20 protein-coding genes are annotated in these 21,266 nt (G+C 60.3%); 13 read left to right on the top strand and 7 right to left on the bottom strand.

Going from position 1 to position 21,266, the window contains the following annotated elements; translation table 11 throughout:
- Positions 1–31 precede the first annotated feature (31 nt).
- The 3 genes from I5L03_RS12040 (at position 32) to I5L03_RS12030 (ending at position 2,152) form a co-directional block, all read left to right on the top strand.
- Positions 32–853, top strand: coding sequence for a DUF4163 domain-containing protein (locus I5L03_RS12040; RefSeq protein ID WP_197922040.1), 822 nt, complete (start codon positions 32–34; stop codon positions 851–853).
- Positions 854–896: 43 nt separating this feature from the next.
- Positions 897–1,721, top strand: a complete 825-nt coding sequence (gene map, locus I5L03_RS12035) for a type I methionyl aminopeptidase (protein WP_197922039.1) — start codon at positions 897–899, stop codon at positions 1,719–1,721.
- A gap of 62 nt (positions 1,722–1,783) precedes the next feature.
- A complete protein-coding gene (locus I5L03_RS12030) occupies positions 1,784–2,152 on the top strand; it encodes a cytochrome c family protein (protein WP_197922038.1) in 369 nt (122 codons plus the stop codon).
- Between the two features lie 8 nt (positions 2,153–2,160).
- Here I5L03_RS12030 and I5L03_RS13475 read toward each other — a convergent pair whose 3' ends face one another.
- The gene (locus tag I5L03_RS13475) at positions 2,161–3,009 is read right to left on the bottom strand and encodes a DUF805 domain-containing protein (protein WP_234035238.1); all 849 of its coding nucleotides are present in this window, start codon (positions 3,007–3,009) and stop codon (positions 2,161–2,163) included.
- 93 nt (positions 3,010–3,102) lie between these two features.
- Between I5L03_RS13475 and I5L03_RS12020 the strand changes: the two genes are divergently transcribed.
- The 7 genes from I5L03_RS12020 (at position 3,103) to I5L03_RS11990 (ending at position 14,171) form a co-directional block, all read left to right on the top strand.
- Positions 3,103–4,593, top strand: a complete 1,491-nt coding sequence (locus I5L03_RS12020) for a hypothetical protein (protein WP_197922037.1) — start codon at positions 3,103–3,105, stop codon at positions 4,591–4,593.
- Positions 4,594–4,654: 61 nt separating this feature from the next.
- Entirely contained in the window at positions 4,655–5,218 is a 564-nt protein-coding gene (locus tag I5L03_RS12015) for a hypothetical protein (RefSeq protein ID WP_197922036.1), read from the top strand.
- 65 nt (positions 5,219–5,283) lie between these two features.
- Positions 5,284–6,900, top strand: coding sequence for a tubulin-like doman-containing protein (locus I5L03_RS12010; RefSeq protein ID WP_197922035.1), 1,617 nt, complete (start codon positions 5,284–5,286; stop codon positions 6,898–6,900).
- 12 nt (positions 6,901–6,912) lie between these two features.
- Entirely contained in the window at positions 6,913–10,500 is a 3,588-nt protein-coding gene (locus tag I5L03_RS12005) for a hypothetical protein (RefSeq protein ID WP_197922034.1), read from the top strand.
- A complete protein-coding gene (locus I5L03_RS12000; RefSeq protein WP_197922033.1) occupies positions 10,494–11,669 on the top strand; it encodes a hypothetical protein in 1,176 nt (391 codons plus the stop codon). Before I5L03_RS12005 ends, I5L03_RS12000 begins: the two co-directional genes overlap by 7 nt.
- Before the next feature lie 18 nt (positions 11,670–11,687).
- Positions 11,688–12,752, top strand: coding sequence for an energy transducer TonB (locus I5L03_RS13600; RefSeq protein ID WP_325100193.1), 1,065 nt, complete (start codon positions 11,688–11,690; stop codon positions 12,750–12,752).
- A 51-nt stretch (positions 12,753–12,803) separates the two neighbouring features.
- The gene (locus tag I5L03_RS11990; RefSeq protein ID WP_197922032.1) at positions 12,804–14,171 is read left to right on the top strand and encodes an SH3 domain-containing protein; all 1,368 of its coding nucleotides are present in this window, start codon (positions 12,804–12,806) and stop codon (positions 14,169–14,171) included.
- 20 nt (positions 14,172–14,191) lie between these two features.
- On the opposite strand, the gene I5L03_RS11985 is transcribed toward I5L03_RS11990, so the two are convergent.
- Together I5L03_RS11985 and ccmA are read right to left on the bottom strand one after the other, a co-directional pair.
- Positions 14,192–14,851, bottom strand: coding sequence for a heme exporter protein CcmB (locus I5L03_RS11985; RefSeq protein WP_197922031.1), 660 nt, complete (start codon positions 14,849–14,851; stop codon positions 14,192–14,194).
- Positions 14,848–15,435 (bottom strand): heme ABC exporter ATP-binding protein CcmA, encoded by a 588-nt coding sequence (gene ccmA / locus I5L03_RS11980; protein WP_197922030.1) that lies wholly within the window; start codon positions 15,433–15,435, stop codon positions 14,848–14,850. The genes I5L03_RS11985 and ccmA overlap by 4 nt, the downstream gene beginning before the upstream one ends.
- A gap of 52 nt (positions 15,436–15,487) precedes the next feature.
- Between ccmA and I5L03_RS11975 the strand changes: the two genes are divergently transcribed.
- Together I5L03_RS11975 and I5L03_RS11970 are read left to right on the top strand one after the other, a co-directional pair.
- The gene (locus I5L03_RS11975) at positions 15,488–15,781 is read left to right on the top strand and encodes a 4a-hydroxytetrahydrobiopterin dehydratase (RefSeq protein WP_197922029.1); all 294 of its coding nucleotides are present in this window, start codon (positions 15,488–15,490) and stop codon (positions 15,779–15,781) included.
- Positions 15,782–15,920: 139 nt separating this feature from the next.
- Positions 15,921–16,421 carry a hypothetical protein gene (locus I5L03_RS11970; RefSeq protein ID WP_197922028.1) on the top strand — a complete coding sequence of 167 codons (501 nt, stop codon included), beginning with the start codon at positions 15,921–15,923 and terminating at the stop codon, positions 16,419–16,421.
- A gap of 52 nt (positions 16,422–16,473) precedes the next feature.
- Here the strand turns inward: I5L03_RS11970 and I5L03_RS11965 are convergent, their stop codons facing one another.
- The 4 genes from I5L03_RS11965 to I5L03_RS11950 are packed head-to-tail and all read right to left on the bottom strand — an operon-like array spanning position 16,474 to position 20,852.
- Positions 16,474–17,304: an SDR family oxidoreductase gene (locus tag I5L03_RS11965; RefSeq protein ID WP_197922027.1), complete on the bottom strand. Its 831-nt coding sequence runs from the start codon at positions 17,302–17,304 to the stop codon at positions 16,474–16,476.
- Positions 17,305–17,351: 47 nt separating this feature from the next.
- Positions 17,352–18,167 carry an SDR family oxidoreductase gene (locus I5L03_RS11960; protein WP_197922026.1) on the bottom strand — a complete coding sequence of 272 codons (816 nt, stop codon included), beginning with the start codon at positions 18,165–18,167 and terminating at the stop codon, positions 17,352–17,354.
- Positions 18,168–18,218: 51 nt separating this feature from the next.
- Complete coding sequence (locus I5L03_RS11955) at positions 18,219–20,180, bottom strand: S9 family peptidase (protein ID WP_197922025.1); 1,962 nt, start codon at positions 20,178–20,180, stop codon at positions 18,219–18,221.
- Between the two features lie 54 nt (positions 20,181–20,234).
- Positions 20,235–20,852 carry a DNA-3-methyladenine glycosylase family protein gene (locus I5L03_RS11950; RefSeq protein ID WP_197922024.1) on the bottom strand — a complete coding sequence of 206 codons (618 nt, stop codon included), beginning with the start codon at positions 20,850–20,852 and terminating at the stop codon, positions 20,235–20,237.
- Between the two features lie 75 nt (positions 20,853–20,927).
- Between I5L03_RS11950 and I5L03_RS11945 the strand changes: the two genes are divergently transcribed.
- Positions 20,928–21,245, top strand: a complete 318-nt coding sequence (locus I5L03_RS11945; RefSeq protein WP_197922023.1) for a 2Fe-2S iron-sulfur cluster-binding protein — start codon at positions 20,928–20,930, stop codon at positions 21,243–21,245.
- Positions 21,246–21,266: the final 21 nt, after the last annotated feature.

Genomic DNA, 21,266 nt, shown 5'->3' with positions numbered 1-21,266 from the left:
CGTGGTGGTTTGGAAAGAGGCGTTTGTGATCATGCAAAGAATCACGTGGCTGCTTGTTCCTGCCCTGCTGTTGGCGGGATGCGATGCGCTATCCGGGCGAGGCGAAACTGCGCCGCCCGACGCACCTGCGCGATCGGATAGCGGCGCTGCGCCAAATCCCTCTCTGCCCGTGCCCGTGGGCGGCGCGCGCGAGGTCTCCGAGCAAACCGACACATTCCTGTTCGATTATTCCTATCCGCAGGAGGCGGGCGAAATACCCGCGCTCGCACTGTGGCTCGATGGACGGATGGATGAAAAGCGCCAGCGGCTTGCCACGGAAGCGGCTAGAGGCAGCGCAAGGGCGCGCAGCAATGGCTTCCCGTTCAATTCCTATTCCAGCGAGACCGCGTGGGAAGTTGTATCGAATTTGCCCGACTGGCTGAGCATGTCGGCAACGCTCAGTTCCTATGAAGGCGGCGCGCATCCCAATTACGGCTTCGACACCATGGTCTGGGACAAGCAGGGCGATGCGCCGATAGAACCGATCGCCTTTTTCACCTCACCCGAAGCTTTGGATGAAGCCTTGGGCGAACGGCTGTGCGAGGCCTTGAATATGGAGCGCGAGCAGCGGCGCGGCATCCCTGTCGACCCGCAATCGGACGATATTTTCGATACCTGCGTTATGCCGGATGAGACGAACTTGCTGCTCGGCTCCACCAATGGCGAATTTTTTGATCGCATCGGAATTCAGATCGCTCCCTATCTGGCGGGCCCCTATTCGGAAGGCTCCTACGAATTCACTTTCGAAGTGGATGACCAGATCCGCGACATCGTGCGGCCCGAATATGCCGCCGCCTTCCAGCCACCGGAATAGGTCTGGCTCGCAATTGCGGCTGAGATCGCTTAGGTAGCGATCCATGACGCAATATCAGCACGTAACCGAAGACATGTCCGTCTACCGCGACGGCACGATCAAACTGCATGGCCCCGAAGGTTTCGAAGGCATGCGCAAGGCAGGTCGCCTTGCGGCTGAAGTGCTCGACGAACTGACGGCGCGGGTAGAGCCCGGCGTCACCACCGATGAGCTGGACCGCGTGGCGCGTGAAATGATGCTGGATGCCGGCGCAGTTCCGGCAACGCTTGGATATCGCGGCTATACGCACAGCTGCTGTATCTCGATCAACCACGTGGTGTGCCACGGCATTCCGTCGGACAAGCGGCTAAAGGATGGCGATATCGTCAATATCGATGTCACCCCGCTGCTCGATGGTTGGCACGGCGATACAAGCCGCATGTTCTTCGTCGGTGAGCCTGCGCTGAAAGCGAAGAAGCTGGTCGATGTGACATATGAATGCCTGATGGAAGGCATCGCGCAAGTGCGCCCCGGCGCGCGGCTGGGCGATATCGGCGCAGCAATCCAGAAAATGGCAGAGCGCCATCGATATGGTGTGGTGCGCGATTTTTGCGGCCACGGCCTTGGCCGCCTGTTCCACGATGCGCCCGAAGTGGTCCATGCCGCACGTGCCGGCACGGGGCCGGAACTGAAAGCAGGTATGTTCATGACGATCGAACCGATGATCAATCTCGGCCGCCCGCATGTGAAACTGCTCAATGACGGCTGGACCGCGGTGACGCGCGACAAGTCACTCTCTGCGCAGTTCGAGCATTCGATCGGCATTACCGAAGACGGCGCAGAGATCTTCACAACTTCGCCCAAGGGTCTGCACAAGCCGCCTTATTGATCTGGCGCAAAGACTGCCGACCCGTCAGCCGCGATATTGAAAACGATTGGGAGGGTCGGATTATGAAAGCTTCGCATTTTCTAGTGGCCTCGGCAGCGATTGCGCTTGCCGCGTGTCAGCCATCAAGCGGGCAGGAAACTGCTGAGGCAGGCGCGCAGCCGATGCATTCAGAGGGGTACGCCCTAGCTCAGGCAGCCTGTGCCGGATGCCATTCGATCGAGCCGATGGGCCTGTCTCCGAATCCGCAAGCGCCCGAATTTCCGGTGATTGCCAATACGCCGGGTCTTACGCGCGAAACGCTCACAAATTGGCTGATAGAAGCGCATAATTACCCCGAGCAAATGGACTTCTATCTTGAGCAAGATGAAGCCGAAATGCTCGTCGTTTATATGCTCACGCTGCAATCGGAAGATTTTCATCCACCCTATTGACGTCCAGTTCAGCTGAACGCCTCTGCATTGGCCGGGTCGAGAGGATCGGGGCCGAAGCGGTTTTGGCCCTGGTTTCCCGGCAGCACCATCAGGATGAACCAGACGATTATCGTCAGGAAATTCACGATGGGGATTATCGATCCGATGATTAGGCCGATGAGCCACGTTCCCGACAGGCCGCTATCGTGCAGGCGCCGCACGGTGACTGCAAAGCTCGGTATCAGGACGCCGAGCCATGCGAGCGCTATGATACCGAAACTGCCTTCGCCGATGATCCCGCCAGCCACAACCACAAGCCCGAACATCGCCACGATCACGGCGAGCTGAAACCACCAATATTCGCTGCGGCTCGAACGGCCATGGAACTCGGCATAACGTTTAAGCGGCATCACCATGTAATCGACAGGTGAGGGCTCGCTCGCCCCGCCGCGATAATTTGGGCGAGAGGAGTTGCGGTTGATCGCTCCCCCGGCCTCCGCGCGTTCGAACAATGTCCGGTCGCTCGCCGGTGGCTGGCTGCGCTGGATCGGCGCGGTGGCGAGGGAGGGCGCAGGGTCGCTTTCGGCATTCACTGGCGCACTCCGGTGTGGCTGCTCGTCTTGCTGCGTCACTTCCGGCGCGGGCTGTTGCGGAGCAGGCTTTGCGCCAAGCATCTCGTCGAAGAGTCCGGCGAGTTCGGGCACGTTTTCCGCCACCATCACCTGCTTTTCGGCACCCGGGCGCTCGACACTGATTTCGCTCTTGCGATCAAGCTCGCCTTTGGCAATCGCGGCGCGCAATTGCTTCTCGGTCGCGAGCCGGCGATGCCTGCCGCCGACGCGAGCGGTGACGGTCAAGTTGTTTTCGACCTGTGCCATTATAAAATTCTCATCCTCACGGGGGCTTTCCGAATCATTGATTTACGTTAACAGTAGAGCCATTGATTATCGCGACAAGTGTCGGGGGGAATATTGGCGAGACGGGCTGAAAAGGGTTTTGACTGGCGCATCGCGGCAGTCGCAGGGGGAATTGTGGTGCTGTTTGTGGGGGCGATCATCGCCTACCGCATTTTCACGAAAGAACCGGAAGTCTCGCTCGACAATGTCGCCACATGCCTGCCAGCGCCGGTGGAAAACTATCGGGCAGCGTCTTCCGCCATTCGCCGTAATCCGGGCGATGTGGATCTCTATTTCGACGTGTCGGGCGGCATGGCGGGTTATGTTGCAAACAGCCCCAACGCCATCGGCAATCTCGCATCGCTAACGCGTAATTTCACCCGCAGCAGCCTCTACAGCGCCGGCGGTGGCGAAGTCGACTATTACAAATTTGGCGAATATCGCTTCAATCGCGCAGAGCCTGAAGCGCCCGAACAGTTCGAGGATCCCGCTGCCTTCGCCCGCCCCGCCATATATACGGACAGCGAGACGCGTATTGCCGACCTGCTCGAATGGGTCTTGCATTCGCGCGAGAGTGAAGGTTCGGGCGCGCTGTCTGTCATCGTCACCGATCTAATGCTCGATGACCGCGAGGCTATCGACGCATTCGAGGCATCGGTCGGCGGCAGCCTGCGCACGATGATCGTCGAAGAGGGCCTGTCGGTCGGCATTCTTGCCGTGCGCGTGCCTTTCAACGGCCGGATTTTTGTCGGCACCGAAGCGGTTTCTGCTTCCATATCCGATCGTCCGCTGGTGATCCTGCTGATCGGTACGCCTTATCAGGTGCGGACTTATTTCGAATATCTCGACACTGCCGAAATCACGCCTTTCAGCGCGGACACGGCCGTTTCGGACCGCTCCTTTGCACTGTTCGGGCTTGAAGCAGGTTCCATTGTGCTCGGCGAGCCTGCGCTGTCGGGCGTTTCGACCGGCTTTATCGCGCGCCCGATCCAGACCCGCATTCCGGGGGCCGAAGGCATCCAATCCTACGTGTTCGATGCCGAGCGCGCCGATGCCGCCGATGAAGGCGGTCTGTTACTGAGTGTCGAGGCCGATGCAGGCGTTGCCGATTTTGAAGTAATTGGGAACCAGCCGTTGTGGGAAGGCTGGGTCTGGCGGCTCGATCCAACCATGCTCGATGCCGAAGGCTGTGAGAGCGGTGCGGCGTGGACCAGCGTTGGGGCGCTGCCTCCCGGCGGTGGCTCGGTTAGCGGACAAACGGTCAATTACACGCTGACGCAGGATGTGCTCAATCAGCTGGGAGCGGACCGTGAAGGCACCTATCTGGTGCAGGTGGTTGCCGGCCAGCGCGGTATCGTGAACGATCATCCGGCGGCTGCTTGGATGACCGAATGGTCCATGGACAATTCTCAGTTGCTGCAGCGTCTGCGCGCATCGTCGGGCGCTCAGCGCACCGGTGTTCCCGGCCTTGAGCCGCTCCGCCGCATATTGCTGGCAGAGCTGATGATACCGGGCCGCGAAGAAATCGAACGATCAGCCACACAGGTGATCATTCAAAGCGAATAGTTGAAACGCCGCGTCGCATCTCGGCGCGAACAAGGGGGAAGTAACGCTAATGGCGCAATCAATGTTCAAATTTGCAGGGCTCTGGCTGGCTGTGATGCTGGTGTTTGGCGCGATCCTGTTTTTCGTGAACGGGTCCACCGATGCGCTCGATCCCACACTAGAGACGGAGCGCCTCGCCAATTGCGAAGGCGCTGGCGGCGGCTTTTCGGGCAACCAGGCGCAGGAATGTTTGACGCAGGTGCAGCGTTCGCTGGAATCGCTTGTCGATGACACGCAGGGCGATATCGCTTTCTGGCATGCGCTGACCGGGCTTGCCGTGCTGGTGATCGGCCTTGTGTTCGTGTTCCAGATCGTGGCGCGCGGAGAGAAGGTGGGCGACCCTGCGGGTTTCCGCTCCATGCGCGGTGCGTGGTTCGGCCATGCTCTCACCATCGTGATCGTGACTATCGGCTTTGCGGTGCTCGCGCATTTTTCCAGCTATTTCGGCAATTGGGGCCAGGTATTGGCACCGGCGCGCGGCTGGGGATTCCCGGCAATGATGGTCGTTGTGTGGCTGATCACCTTCTGGCTCGGCACGCGCATTTCCACGCCTGAGAAAATGAAGCCGTCCATCCCCGGCGGCTGAATTTTTGGCTGAGCTGCGCGGCGCAAGCCCCGCGCGCATGACATCCTTCTGAAGGACGAGAGAATATGAATATCATCATTGGCGTTGGCGGTACCGGCGCAAAGGTCGTGGAAGCGGTGATCAATCTCGCCGCCATGGGCGTCGGGCCCAATGAGATGAAAGTCGGCTTTGTCGATCAGGACGAAAGCAACGGCAACCTCAACCGTGCACGCACCGTGTTTGAAGCCTATCGCCGTGCGCGCAATTCCTGGCGGGGCGGCTCCGCGCACACGATTGACGGTACTGACGAATGCCCACTGTTCAAGACAGCGATCGAACCGCTCGATGGTGATGATGGTCTGTGGATCCCGGACGAGAAAGCAGGTGCAACGCTCGCCGGTGTGTTCGGCCCGATGAATGAAGACAAGCACCTTTTCGATGCGCTGTTTGAAACCGGCGGGGATGAGGAAAGCGAGGAGCAAAACCTCGATCTGGGGCAGGGCTATCGCGGTCGCCCGCATATCGGTGCAGCGGCGATGACTCTGCGCGCTGAAGAGCGCAATCCTTTCTGGGACGCCATCACAGAGGCAATTAAAAGCGCAGGCATGCAGGGCAATTGCCGCATCATGCTTGCCGGATCCGTGTTCGGCGGGACCGGCGCAGCTGGCTTCCCCACTATCGCGCGCATTATCCGCGATCGCCTCCGCGAGGAAGGCATCACCCGCAATGTCGATATTGGCGGCATATTGATGCTCCCCTATTTCGGATTTCCCGATCCCGATGAAGACCAGGACCAGAATGTCGCCCGCGCGCATGAGCAGCAGGTGCAGGCCCGCGGGGCGCTGCGCCACTACCAGCACATGCTGGGTGATAAGGGTCAGGCCGAAGATGGCGAGCACATTTTCGACCAGCTCTACCTTATCGGTTGGAACCCGTTTTTCTCTATCGACGTCCACTCAAAGGGTTCGGGTACGCAGCGTAATCCGGCCCTGCTGCCGGAATTCCTCGCCGCATCGGCCGGCTATCGCTTCTTCGAAACGCAGCGCTTGCCGGACGAAGAGGTGACCCAGAACATCACCGTGTCCGCGCGCGGCGATTATCACCGTATCGATTGGGACGATATCCCAGCGATTTCCGGCAATGATGAAGACCGCAAGCGGCTGCACGAAATCGTGTCCAACTTCCTGCGGTTTGCTGTCGCATTCAAGTTCTGGAAGCCGCAGATCGATGATCCGTCCAAGCGCAAAGAAGTGCGCCGCGATCAGTGGTATAAAACGCAGCAGCTTGATCGCATCAATTGGGATGAGAACAGCCCTTCGCAGGCGCTCAACAATTTTGAGGATGCGCTTGACCACGCTGTTGGCTGGTGCGCGTCGATCGACGCCTATTCACGCCGCGACGCGGACAATTCTTTCGAACTGTGGCGCGTCGGCTATCCGCTGGTCGAAGAAATAGACTATCGCCGACTGGACCTCGATCCGCATGTCCGACCGGGCTTGAATTACCCGGAGTACGAGCAGCTTTACACGTCGGTCGCAACGAAATTCGATGACGAAAAGGATGCAGACATGCCCAATGTCGTCGACCTCTCGGACAATTTGACCCAGCTGGAAGTGGAAGGCGACCACAAGAATATGGGCCGCTTCATCGCTGCGCTATACGAATTCAGCGACATCCGCCCGATCATGGCGAGCGAAGGATAAGGGGAACAGAACATGGCGCATTATTACAACCTCCCCAAACTCAATTTCGAGGATTATCCGCCCGCAACGGCTTCCGGCGTGTGGATGAAATCGGGTGCCCTGAATGACATGGCGAGCTCGCTCGAACTGTCGAATGACGATGTCGAGATCGATGGCCTTAAGTCGCTGCCCGATCCATGGGCGCGCCCGCTGCTGTTCAACCAGGCGCTGACCACCAAGGGCCATATCGCGAAAGCCGATGCGCGCGATCAGTGGCGCGGCCTGCTTGCGCTGCTGGCGCTGCGGCATTTCTACACCAACACTTTCATCCTGCGCGTGCAGACGATCGATCTCGACCAGACGGGCGTTGGCAATGCGAAGTTCCGCAGCGTGCTGCGGCGGCTTGCCCCGAAGGACACGCTGAACCAGAACCTCGATTGGACGCGCACCGGCGTCATTACGATCCGGACGACGGGTGAAGATGAATTCGATGTGGGCGAGACCAATGCCATCGGCCTGATGGTCCCCAATTGCCTCGTGGCGCCTGCTCGCGGTGCACGCAATCTGCAGATGGAAGGCGTGCCGTGGCTGCGCGATGGCCTTCGCGATCCGTGCAATTACAATGATATTCCGCAGGAACAGTGGGTCGCGCTATACGCCTATCTGATCAATATTTTCAAAGCCCTCGATGGCCCGAATATCTCGCACAAGGCGCATGAAATTCGCACGGAGATCGGCGATTTCGGCAAGGCCTGCAAAGAAAAGATCGATGGCTCTGCGCGCGCTTTTGCAGGCAATTACGAAGGCTTCTCCGAAGACCTGCCTTATCCATTTTACGAAGTGCTCGGCAGCGCGCCCGCACCGGGCGACGAGGTCGAAGGTGCGATTTCGGAATGCGAGCTCAAAGTCCTGCCGGACAATGGCGTTTTCGCGCGGAGCGATGATGAGCAAGGCAAACTGCGCGGCCTGATCCTGATCGATCCCGATATCGCCAAGAAAACTTTGCAGAAGGCGCCGCAGGACGTGCGGCTCTATAGCAAATACATGCTCGGCACCGTCGATCAGGGCGGCAATCGCGACGCGCTGCAGCGCGATGCTGAACGCGACGGCTATATGGTCATCACGCCCGATCAGCTGTTTACTGAAAAGCTGGTGAAGCTCGCTAATGATGGCCCGGTGGAAGAGCACGGGCCCCGCTGGGAGAACTTCACCCTGCCGATCAGCCCGCTGGTGCTGTTCCTGATTTCGCGCGATCGGATCAGCCACCAGCTATCGATCGATGATCGCGGCGATGCCTTTGAAGTGCGCTTGACACTCGATCTGATACCGTCCGATTCATCATCGCGCGCGCCGATCCACACGATTTCCAAGCTTTATGACAAGCAGACCATGGTGGCAGAGGAAAGCGTGCCGGATGATATCATCCTGTGGCCCGACGTCGGCATGAAGAACTGGCCGTGGAATTTCATGCGCTACAGCTTCAATTCCGATTATGAAATGGCGCCGCGCTTTGCTGCATCCATGCAGAGCCTTGCCGATACGGTCGCACTTCGGTCCAAGAACCGCCGGACAGAGGCAATGGCGCTGCTCATGTCGCTGGGATCGAATGACGATCTGGTGTTCGAGCGGATGGAGCAATTCTTCCAAGGCAATTCAGGGGAACTGAAAGGTCAGGACGGCAAGCTTATCGCCCACCGTTTCCGTTTCACCGATATCGAGGATGCGATTGGCGAACAGCACATCCTTGGCCAGGGCGCGGATTACCTGTTCTTCGGCATGAAGCCTGACGATGGCGGCGACATCATGCCCGCCGGCTGCATACTGCTGCCCGAACGGCGCAGCGCGCAAGGGCCGGGAACGATGGATATTGCGGTCGATTTCGGCACGACGAATACGGTTGTCTATTTCAAGTCAGGCTCGAAGACGGAGCGGATGGTATTCAAACCGCGCGTGTCGCGGCCCATCCACAGCCGCTTGGCGGATGAGGACCAGTTTCACTACGACTGCGTTCCGTTTTTCCCGGCAACAGAAGTCATCTCGCCTTTCCCGACAGTCATGTATCGCCGCAGCTTCGACCTTCGCGGCGGCAATTCCAGCGGGGATGTGGGCAATTCCAATTATCACGGTATCACAGACAATATCTTCTTCATGCCGGAAGTGGCGGACAAGTTCAGCTATGCCGTCGAGCGGGAGGAGAAGAAGGAGCTCGCTTTCGACCTGAAGTGGAGCAAGGATCCTGAGATCAAATGGATGGTTCGGCGCTTCATCCGCCAGATCATCATGATGAGCACGGTCGAGGCCATGGCGCGCGAAGTCATGCCGGAAAAGATCAAGTGGCATTTTTCTTATCCGCAGGCCTGGAGTTCCAGGGACGCCAACGTGTTTCAGGAGGCGGTAAAGCTCGCATGGACCGGCATTATGGAGCCAGTCATCGGGAAGAAGCCGAATATCAAAGACTATGTCGATTTCGAGACCGAAGGGGCTGCAGCATTGCGCTTCTTCGTCGATGGGCCGGAGCATGTCGGCAAAGCCGGCAGGCTAATCACCATGTTCGATATCGGCGGCGGCACGACGGAAATCGCGATCTATCATCGCGAAGAGACAATCTGGCGCAGCTCCTTTAAAATCGCGGGCGGAGATTTCTTCACCCAATTCCTGTCGCAGAACATCGCTGTATTCGATGAATTCCGCAGCTCCGCATCATCGATGCGCGACGTGCTCGAACGCTTCGGCCAGAACGCTTCGCTGAAACATTTTGTCGAGCTTTACATCAGCCAGCCGGACTTCAACGATACATTTGCGGACAGTTATCCGATGTTCAGCGATGAGCCGCAGGGTGTGGGCCTCACCAACACCGCGACGCTCGCTCTGGCAGGGCTGTTTTACTACACCGGACTGGTGCTGCGAAGCCTGAAGAGCAAGGGGCTGCTGAACGATAGCGATATCAATTCGCTGACATTGGCATTCGCCGGACGCGGGTCGAGCTTCTTCAGTCATTTCGGGCGCGCGGAAGACGAATACAGCCTGCTCGGCCAGCTGGCACGGATGATCACCGATGTTGTCCATGCAGAGCCTGCGGAGGGCGAGGAAAATGCTCGCATCACCGAGCCGAGTGACCCGCGCGTGGGCGATCTTTTCTCCACCCATCCCAAGCACGAAGTGGCGCATGGCATGCTTTGCGGCACGCGCGCAGACCGTAAACGCCATGCGCGCAACACCGCCACGCCTCTGGGTGAGGCAGTCATTCTCTCCAATGGCGAGCAGAAGACTTTCGGCAGCGATTTTGCGGTGGAAGACCTTCCCGAAGGCCTGCGGCTGGATGATGTCACCGATCACGAATTCGATCGCTTCCTTGACCTTCTCGCGAAGCGGACGGGCCTGAAGATCAAGATCGATTCTAAAAATGGCGCGGCGCGGAACGACATCCGCAACAGCGTGGACCGGGAATTCTCCCGCGCACTCGCGGCGCTGGAACAATCGGGCGATGACGAGACCGGCGAAACGCAGGAAATCGAACCACCCTTCATCTCCAAATTGCGGATGCTGGTGCATATGCTGGCGCGCAATGTTGATGAACGGCAGAACCTGTTGACGGTGCAGAATGAGGACCCGAAATGGTGAGGGCGCAGGCGTTGCTTCGCGGCTTTCGCGCCATCGGCCTTGCTTCGATCGCTGCAGCGGGTTTCGCACTTTCACCTGCCGCGGCGCAGGATACTTCGACCGGGACCGTCACCGCGCCCGAGGCGGCTCCTCAGCCGGAGATTGAGGCTGCACCCGCAGAGGTGAGCAGTCCGAATGCAAATGCGCCCGGATCGCCGCAACAGCCGGGCGAACCTGCTTTGCCTGTGACTGCAGAGCCGCCTGCCGGAGACGAAACCTTTACGCCGGAAATGCTTGAGACTGATCCTGCGTCCGAAGATACGTCAGCCATGGCGATGGTCCGCGAGCATGTGGAATTGCTCATCCTCGCGCTCGCCATCTTGGCGGCCATCCCGATCATTTTCTGGCTGCGCCGAAAATTTGCCAGCGACGATGGACGGGGCGCACGCAAGAATTCGCCGGTCAAGATAAAGGGGAACGAGCCAATGCCTCCCTATGGAAAAGTGCAGGATCCGAGCGAAGTGCTCGCCGATTATCAACGACAGATTGAAGATCTGCGCAAAGAGCGCGATGCGCTGCGAAAGCGCGTCCAGGAGCTGGAAGCGGGAGGCCACAGCGCTGCCAATACCCCTGCCTCCTCAACCTCCGCTGCGGCAGCTTCGAGCAATGTATACGACCGCAAGAATGATCGTGTGCAGGACCCGGAAGACCCGCATCGCGGCGCGCCGCCACCGCCGGAGAGACCCGCTCCTCAGCCTGAGAGCCGCCCAGCAGAACCGGCCGCAAGGGCGCCAACTGCGGCGAGCGCGCACAATGCAGACGATCTGGTGAACAAATTCAATTCCACCACCAAGCCGGGCGATTTCACCCGGCTCGCGGAAAGTGTGAAGGCGCAATATTACACCAATGAGCGCAGCACCGATATTACCACGCTGATCAAAAGCGATATCGATCGATTCTGGGTCGTTCCCGATCCGAATAACAGCAATGAGGCGCTGCTTCTTCCGGGCTTCAACCTGAAAAAATCGTGGCAGAAATATCGGCAGGAGGCATCGGACCATCCGCTGGCGCACCATTTCGACATGCAGCGGGGGGACAAGCTGTCCGTTATTCGCCCCGCCGTATTGCAGCGTGATTCGAACAATGAGTGGAAGCTCAAGACCAAAGGCGCGATCAGCGGCTTGTCCTGAAAGCTGAGCGAGTAAACCGTGGCAGGTCCCAATCCCAAGATTACCGCCCAGATTGGCGGACGCATGCGGAGGCTTTCGACGCCGAAGCAATGGCGCGCGGCCATCACAAATGGCGAATTGGAGCGTGACACGCCTGTAACTTACGAGGCGCCCGGCAAGGGCCCGGTCGAAACGGTGGCCGGAGATTGCCCCGAGCTCGCGCCGCTTTTCGATAGCATCGTCGGCCCTGCGGCTGCGCCTGTGGCCAAACCAGCGGCCGAATCCCCAAAGACCACGCCAGCGCAGCCTAAGCCTGTCCCGGCGACACCGGCGGCTCGATCGGAGAGTAAGGCTGAAAAAGCGGCGCCAGGCGCGGCTGCTGCTGCCGCTCCGGTCGCTTCTTCTGCAGCGTCTGGCCCAACGAGCTATCAGCCAATTGTTGCTGAAGAGCCAAAGTCATCCCGCGCCGCCATCTTGTGGATTGGGGGGGCGATCGCAATTGTCGCGATAGGCGCTCTGTCCATGGGCGGCGGTGACGATACCGAGCCGAATTTCAGCCAATATGACGACGGTCTGATGGCGGACGCCGATGCTGCACTCGAAGAAATTCCGGATGAAGTGGAAGAGGATGCGGCGGTAGAATTGCCCGCCGAAGAGATCGCGCCTACGCCAACGCCCTCTGCTAGCGCCAGTGACGATGCCGCTCGCGAAAGGCGTGCTACGCCCAGTCCGACGCCGACACCTACGCCCACACTCGCGTCTAGTGTTGCTCCGGCCCCTGACAAGACAGGCGCGCCCGCGCGGTCGCTCGCCCGGCCGGCCCAGCCTGACAATCAGGGACGCTGGGCGCGGCAGATTGCCAACAATTATCCGTCTCGCGCCCTTCGGGCAGGTGAAGAAGGATCCGTCGGCGTCAGCGTCGTTATCGGGAGCAATGGCCGCGTGGCGACCTGTTCGGTCACCTCTTCCAGCGGGTCCAGCACTTTGGACGATGCGGCTTGCGACGGTATGCGGCGCTATGCCCGTTTCAACCCCGCGCTCAATGCAGATGGCTCCCCCACACGCGGGACATACGCCACAGCCATCACCTACCGGATGAATTGACGCAGGCCGTCATCTCCAGGCAAACCGTGCGGACAGGCAGGATGTGAACAAGTGGCAGACGATTTTTCCAGCGCCAAGATTATCGCGACGACCGGTGGTCGCAAACGGCGGCTATCGACCGAAAAGCAGTGGCGCGCCGCCATTGAGCGGCAGGATATCACCCGCGATACAATCATCGATTATGAAGCAGGTCCCGGCCGGAAGGCCACGATGCCGGCTGGCGAATGCCCGCCTCTGATTGGTTTGTTCGATGAGATTATCGGCCCCGCGCCAGAGCCTGCAGCACCGCCTCCTCCGCCTCCACCGCCTCCGTCTGCACCCACTTCGACGCCCGCTTCGCCGCCAGTAGAACCCGAAACTGCCAGACGGCCAGTTGAGGAAGTTCCACCCTTCATGGGACAAGATCATGACGCGCCTGAAGAGGTGGTGCGGGAAGACAGGCATGAGCCGTCGCGCGTACAGCCTGAAGAGCCCATCCATGCGCCGCCGCCGAAAAACAAGGGGCGCTGGGTCCCCGTCGGGATCGCTGTCGCCATCGTGGGAATCGGGTTTTTCGCGATGTCGCAAATGGGCGATGACGAAGGCGGCGGGTTCGTGCCGCAGGACGATGCGTTTGGTGGCCTGACCAACAATCACGACGCGGCTCAAGAGGTCGCGGCAGAAAGCGGCGATCCTTCCTTCGCGCGGCGGAATGTCGCTCTCTTCGATTCTCCAAGCGACGGCGCGGGAGAGATCGGCGCCTTATCCAGAGGCGATTATGTTGAGGTGGTGTCGGTCGATGGCGCACCCGATTGGGCCCGGATTGCCGGACGGCAGGCCTACGTCCAGCGCAGTGCGCTCGCGCAGGACAACCTGCCATCGCTCGATAGCTCGACAGCGGATGACTATTTCACGCTTGAGCCCGCCACCGTTCACTCTGCACCCGATTATGGCAGCGCCGTCACCGACACGATCCCGGTCAGCACGCTCACCACCGTATCGGGCACGGTCGGCGGAGATTTCGCGGAGGTTCCGCTTGATGATGGCGGGGTGGGATATGTGCCGTGGATCCATTTCGGCGGCGTTGGCGGGGAAGGTCGCCGTGCTGAATTGCGGGTGGTCAATCGCTGTAATGTCACGAAGAATATCGCCTTCAGTCTCGTGGTGAATGGGCAGCGAATGAACGGGAACGGGGCTTGGACCTTTGCTCCCGGACATGACAATGCCATCGCGTTCTCGGACCGCCGCGATGCGATCATCGTCAATGGATCGGAGCTGTATTACGCGGATATTGGTGACAATTGGCACCGTGGACCCGAACGCCCGGTGCGCGGCGTGGGTGTGGACCAAGTGCGCGTCGGCGATGATTTGCGCGAAATGAGCCGCGTGGTCCCGCAGATCGATTCCAGCGGCAATTACCGCATCAGCTTCTGCGACTAACTTTGGGTTTTGCCGCGTGGCTAGCTCTCGCGGCTCGCGCGGATGGCGGCTCCGCCTGCGAAAGGCGCCATTGCCACGAGCGCGAGACTGATGGCGCCGGTGAGGGCCAATCCGCCTTCGCCGCCGCTGGATAGCGAGCCTGCGCCGAAGATCAGCAAGGGCACGGCGAGGGGGATCACGAGCAGGCCGGATAGCGCTGCATTGCCTTTGATGCCGACCGTGACGCTCGCGATGATGATGCCGATAGCGGCGAGGCCAGGCGTTCCGGCCAGCAGGCCAAGGAGCACCGTATGGAGAGTCGCATTGTCGATCCCGACGAGGGCGCTCGCGGGCAGGGCGGCGAGCATGATGAAGGGGCCGAAACTCAGCCAATGGGCCAGCAGGCGCACGGCGACGATGACTTCCTCGGCGATACCCCGCAGAGCCCATTGGTCGAAGAAGCCGCTCTCGACATCGGGCGCGAGCAGCCGGTCGAGCGGCAGGATCGCAGCGAGGAGGGCCGCGACCCAGATCACCCCGCCACCTGTCGCTCCAAGCAAGGCAGCATCGGGGCCTACAGCGAACGGGTAGAGCATCGCCACGGCGAGGAAGAACAGCAGCGGCAGCAGCGAATTGCCCTTGGCCGAGCCAGGTAGCAGCGCCGCGAGGTCACGCTTCAGCAAGGTGGCAATCGTACTCACGCGAGTTCAGGTTCGAAATCGGGGAGGGCGAGTGTTCGCATTCCCGGAACGGCAATAGCCTGATGGCTGGCAATGAGCGCGATGCCGCCTGCCGCCACATGCTCGGCGACCAATTGCTCCACGAGTGCCACGGCCTGCGTATCGAGGCCGTTCAGTGGCTCATCGAGCAACCAGATTGGCGCATTCTGGCCGAGAAGCCGGGCGATGGCTGCCCGCTTGCGCTGCCCGGTGGACAGGTAACGCACCGGTACTTCGAGCAGCTCCGCCAGACCAAGGCGCGCCAGATCACGATCCGCAGCCCCATCTAATGCACGCCAGAAAGCCAGCGACTTTCCCAGCGGCAGATGCTCATCGAGCGCGAGTGACTGATCGAGTAGCGCCATGCTACCCGTGTTTTCCACCGTGCCCACGAAGGGTCGAAGAAGCCCGGCGAGGATGCGGATCAGGCTCGACTTACCCGTGCCATTCGGTCCCGTCACGTGGCATGCCTCGCCGCCCGCCAGCTCCAGCGAAAGGCCGGTAAACAGCAACCGCTCGCCGCGGCGGCACGCCAGATGATTTGCGGCTAGTCGGCACGTTTCCATCGCCCCATGCGTTAGGGCAAGAGATGCGAAACGCGCAAGAAAAGGAATGACGATGTCTGTTGCCAAATTGACCGAAGCCGAGGCCAATGTCGCTGTAGAGAGCCTCAATGGCTGGGAATTCGACCGCGAAGGCGGCGCGATCAAACGCACCTTCGAATTCGGTGATTTCGTGGAAGCCTGGGGCTTCATGAGCCGCGTCGCGATCCTCGCCGAAAAGCAGGATCACCATCCCGAATGGTTCAACGTCTATAATAAGGTCGAAATCACGCTGACCACACATGATGCGGATGGATTGAGCGAACGTGATGTGAAGCTGGCCGGGGACATCGACGCGCTGGTGGGATGACCGGTATCGACCCGATTGCGGACGTTGGCCAATCGGACCTATCTTGCTACAAGAAGAGATGCTCCGAAAACGTATAAGCCGAACGAGAGTGCTTCTGCTAGGAATTCTCTTCGCAATCTTGATTATCTACGCTGCACGGATGGCTGCGACGCAGTTATGGGTAACGGGACATCTCGACGCATCAGGCCCTAAAGATTTCGCTTTAGAGGTTTACGGCGAACCCGGTGGCATTGTGTTCGAAGAAGGTTCAAATCCATCCCTTCCATTGTTTGAACCTGAAACTGGCCAATGGAACCTAGGAGGAGATCGTATTGATGATTTTGCTCCGCTGGTTCAGGGCCTTGAAGTCGGTCCACATGGGAGCAGCCCCTTTGTGATCGTTGACCTACCAGAGAGTGCGACAGTGGGTGTCTACCGAAAGGCAATCGCCTCGCTTGCTAGCCATGGTATCTGCCGAGTAGGAATATTCTCTCCTGCTCCAGCAGAAAACTTGCTGCCAACTTACGGAAATCCCGACTGGCCCCCCGAGGGGTTTGTCGCAGTTTTTCGAGTACTGAGCGTGAAGTTCGATACCGGCACTAGCCATGAATGTATCGACCGGTTCCCGGCTTGGGCACCATGGGCGACGTATCGGGAATGACAGCTTTCCACCCCATCTACTGCCATTCGAATACTTGGGCGGCTACTGAGCGCTAACTCTCCGCCGGGCGGCCTTCGCTTTCCTCATGCGCCTGCGCAAGCGTCTTGGCGCGCTTGCGTAGTGTGCCGGGGAACCACTTGCCGACAAAGCCCATCTTGCGCGCGGTCTTGCCGACGAGGGTGTGAACCTTGTCGCCATGCACCGCGTCCCAGGCTTCCTGTGCGACTTGCTCTACCGGCGTGAATTCCAGACCTGCTTTCATCACGCTGTCGCGGATCGGCGTGTTGCGGCTGCGGTTGGGCGGGTTTTGCAGCAGCGGTGTATCGATGAAGCTGGGCATGATCGAGCGCGACTTGATCCCCAGATGCGCCCATTCGGCATCGAGGCTTTCGGTCATACTGCGCACGCCAGCCTTGGTCGCGCCGTAAACGCTCTGGTTCGCCATGCCGTAAATCGCGGCCGCGCTGGCGGTATTGAGCAGGCATGATCCGGGTGCTGCAGCCTTGAGGTAAGGGAAGGCGGCCTTCGCGCCGTAGAACACCGCGCGCAGGTTTACGTCGAGCAGCAGGTCGAGCTCCTCATGCGTGACTTCAGTCAGCGGGCCGCCCGATGGCAGGCCGGCATTGTTGGCGAGGACATCAAGCCGCCCGCCGGTGTGCTTGGTGAATGCGGACAGCGCCTCGTCCCATGCAGCGCGGTCTGTCACATCGAATTTATAGGTGTGGCATTGACCGTCCGGCAGCAGCGCCTTGGTCTCATCCATGCCCTGCTGGTTGCGGTCGGAAATGCCGACGAGCCAGCCTTGCGCTGCGAAATGCTGCGCCATCGCGCGGCCGATCCCGCTGCCGCCGCCGGTGATGAAAATGCTTTTTTGTGTGGCCATTTCCGCCTCTCCCTTGCCCTTCGCTATCATGCGATTGGAAGGGCTGGTCAACCCATGGGTTTGAGACCCTTGAGCGCCAGTTCGCGCGATTTGTTGCGGATGTAGGAGGGCATCCAGCGCGCCGCGGTGGCGATCTTCTTGGCAGTTGCGCCGATCGGATTGTGCAGCTTGTCGCCATGCACCGCGCGCCAGAAGGTCTCGGCAACATCCTCCACTGGCGTGAACTCGAGGCCCGCTGCCTGCACGCGGTCGCGGATCGGGGTGTTGTCGCCATGATGGCTCGATTGCGCGAGAAGGGGCGTGTCGATGAAGCTGGGCATCACATCAGTCACGCGGATGCCGTCGGCCGCCCATTCCACATCGAGGCTTTCGGTAATCGCGCGCACGCCGAATTTGCTGGCGCAATAGACGGTCATGCCCGCCTGCCCGTAAAGGCCCGCGGCACTGCAAGTGCTCACCAGGCAGGAGCCGGGTGCAGCCTCTTTGAGATAGGGATAGGCGGCACGCGCGCCGTAGATGACGCCGTTGAGATTGATCGCGAGCGTGCGGTCGATCTCCTCGGTCGTCAGATCCGCCAGATCGCCGCCCAGCGGTACGCCCGCATTGTTGGCAAGGCAATCGATCCGCCCACCGCAAGCCTCATGAAACTCCTTTAGGACGCGCTCCCACTGTTCGGGATCGCGCACGTCGAGCGTGTGAGATGACCACGTGCCTTCGGGGAGCAGTGCGCCTGTCTCCGCCATGCCGTCTTCGCTGATATCGGCCAGGCCGACAAACCATCCCCCGCGCGAAAAACGTTGCGCAATTGCGCGCCCGATGCCCGATCCGCCGCCGGTGATGAGGATGCTTTTATAGTCAGTCATATTGCCTCTCGCTTTCGCTAAGGGCGATATCACTACTGACATGGCTGTCAACTACAGCCCCACATGCTCCTTGCCGGTGCGGATTTCGGCGGTTGAGGCTTCCAGCACATCGCCCACCGGCTCGGCGCGGCCACCCAGCACTTCGGCGAGGAAATTCTCCGCAATCGCATTGAAAGCGATGTTGTTTTCGGGCCGGGCGAAGCCGTGGCCTTCATCGGGGAAGAGCACATAGGTGACAGGAACACCGTCGCGCTCCATGGCGTCCACGATCTGATCGCTTTCGGCCTGCTTCACGCGCGGATCGTTCGCGCCCTGGCCGATCAGCAGCGGCTTGATGATTTCGTTCGCCTTGTAGAGCGGGGAAATAGACTTCAGGAACTCGACGCCTTCGGCCGTGGTTGGGTCGCCCATCCGCTCATGGAATTGCTTCACCATCGGCTCCCAATAGGGCGGGATGGTTTCCAGCAGCGTTTCGAGGTTGGACGGGCCTACGATATCGACACCGCAGGCAAAAACATCGGGCGTAAACGTCAGGCCAACCAGCGTGGCGTAGCCGCCATAGGATCCGCCCATGATCGCCACCTTGTCGCGCTCGGCAATGCCCTGTTCAATCGCCCATTCGACCGCGTCGATCAAATCGTCATGCATCTTGCCGGACCATTCCTTGTCGCCGGCGGAGATGAAGCTTTTGCCGAAGCCTGTAGAGCCACGGAAGTTGACGCTCAGCACCGCATAGCCGCGATTGGCGAGCCACTGGTGCGCGCGGTTATAGCCATAGCCATCGCGCGCCCACGGGCCGCCATGGACCAGCAACACCATCGGCACCGGCGCTTGCGGAATGCCGGTGGCTTCCGCATCCGACTGCGGGGGCAGGGTGAGGTAGCTCGGCAGGGTCAGCCCGTCACGGGCTTTGATTTCACGCGCGTGCATGGTCTGGAGCGGTGCGCCTTCGAGTTCCGGCTTGGTGACGTAAAATTGCGTCAGCGTTTCGGTGTCGCGATCGAACAGATAGCTTGCGATCGGGCCAGTTAGCGGGTCGTTCCATACCAGCCAGCGGCGATCATCATCGGTACGCGATTGCACGCCGAAATCGCCGTCCAAGCGCTCACGCAGCCAGGCAAAGGCCGCACCGATGTCCGGATCGATCGCGTGATGTTCGGTGCGAAGGTAAGTGACGTTGTAAGCCTGCACTACGCCGGTCTTGGCATGGCGCATGGTGCCGCCGATGTCGGCCTTGTCGTGTTCGGCGATCAGCGTGCGCTCGCCTGTCGCGGTATCTTCGGCAAAGAGCGCGGCCGTGTCGCGACCACGGCTGTCGAGCCAATACAAGATGCTGCCATCGGTGGTGTAGCCAGCCATGCCGGTGGTCAGCGCATCGTCCAGCCCCGTGGTCTCGCGCGGTTCGTCCGCCACCACGCCATCGGTGATCTCGTGCATGTCGGTGCCGCCCGCGGCATTCTGCCGCACTGCCCAGCGCAGGGTGAGGCTGTCATCCGCTTCGAAGCCGGCCCATTCGTTGTTCTCGAACACCAGCTCCAGCTCGCCGGTGTTCAGATCGAGCAGGTGGACATCGTGAAAGCGCGGATCGCGATTGTTGAGGCCGATCAGGATCTTGTCGCGAATGGTCTCGGACCCGCCGACGACCTGCACGCGTGTGTCCTCGAAGGGAGTGAGGCATTTCTCCTCAGCACCTTCCTCCGCCGTGACGGGAACGGTGTAGAGCAGGAAGTTCTCATCGCCTTCCTTGTCGCGGATGTAGAGCAGGCTCTGGCTGTCGGGTGCCCAAAAATATTGCGGGATCGGGCGGTCCTTGGCGCTCGTCATGCGGCGCGGATTGTCAGGATCGTCTGCCGGAGCCATGAAAACGTTCATCACGCGTTCCCACGGCGCCATCCAGCTGACCCATTTGCCATCGGGGCTGATCTTTCCCCCGGAGCGGGTGGGATTTCCAAACAGGTCATCACGGCTGATGAGCTTCGTGGAAGATACGCGGTCAGCGGCGGTGGTGCTCATATTGTCTCCCTTGGATAAGGGTGACAGCTAGGAACGCGGCGGCGTGTTGCCAAGCTAAAGCGCCGGATTGTTGTAGCAGTGCCACGTGAAAATCGCCGTTGCGCCGCGATGGGGTCGCCAGGGTTCGGCGAGGGCGCGGGTGGTTTTTTCGTCAGGGCGCTCTTCCATTCGGAGGATTTTGCCGATGCCTGCCATCACCGCTAGGTCTCCGGCGGGCCAGATGTCGGGGCGACCCTCTGCGAACAGCAGGTAGATCTCTGCCGACCAGCGGCCAATGCCCTTGATCTTGGTGAGCTCGGCGATCGCCTCCTCATCGTCTGCGGGAAGATTGTCGAAATTGACCTCGCCCGCGCTGACGAGTTCGCAGAGCGACCGGGCATAGCCCTGCTTCTGCCGCGAAAGCCCGCAGGCGCGCAGGGTGTCGAAATCGCGGGATAGCAGGTCTTCGCAGCCGAAGTCTTCGCCCAGCTCGGCTTCCAGCTTGTTCCACATGCTAGTGGCGGCAGCGACGCTTACCTGCTGGCCGACGATGGTGCGCAGCAGCGTCTTGTAGCCAGTCTCCCGGATGCGCGGTTCGGGGTATCCCGCCTTCGCCAGCGCATCGGCAATCGCCGGCTCGCGGTGTGCTACTTCGTCCAGCGCGGTTTTGATCTGAGCGGCGGTCAGCCCCATCCTTTGTCCATCCTTGCCAAGCTTGGCGCAATTGCCTAGCTCCGCCTCGCCCCAAGAGAGAGGAATTGCAAGCCCATGCCCAAGCTTACCGTCGTCAACCGCGCAGGCGAAGAATCCACAATCGAGGTCGATGACGGCCTGACGGTGATGGAAGCGATCCGCGACAATGGTTTTGACGAGCTGCTGGCGCTGTGTGGCGGCTGCTGCTCCTGCGCGACTTGCCACGTGCATGTCGACCCGGCCTTTAAGGACAAGCTGCCGGACATGAGCGAGGACGAGGACGATCTTCTTGATTCCAGCGATCACCGCGATGACAACTCGCGCCTGTCTTGCCAGATCCCGTTCACAGGTGAGCTGGATGGTTTGAAAGTGACGATCGCCGAAGAGGATTAAGTTTAGCCACCTCAAGAACCA

Source organism: Aurantiacibacter sediminis (assembly GCF_016019885.1).
In the GTDB taxonomy this organism is placed as follows: Bacteria; Pseudomonadota; Alphaproteobacteria; order Sphingomonadales; family Sphingomonadaceae; genus Alteraurantiacibacter; species Alteraurantiacibacter sediminis.
This window is presented reverse-complemented; position numbering and strand designations above follow the sequence as displayed.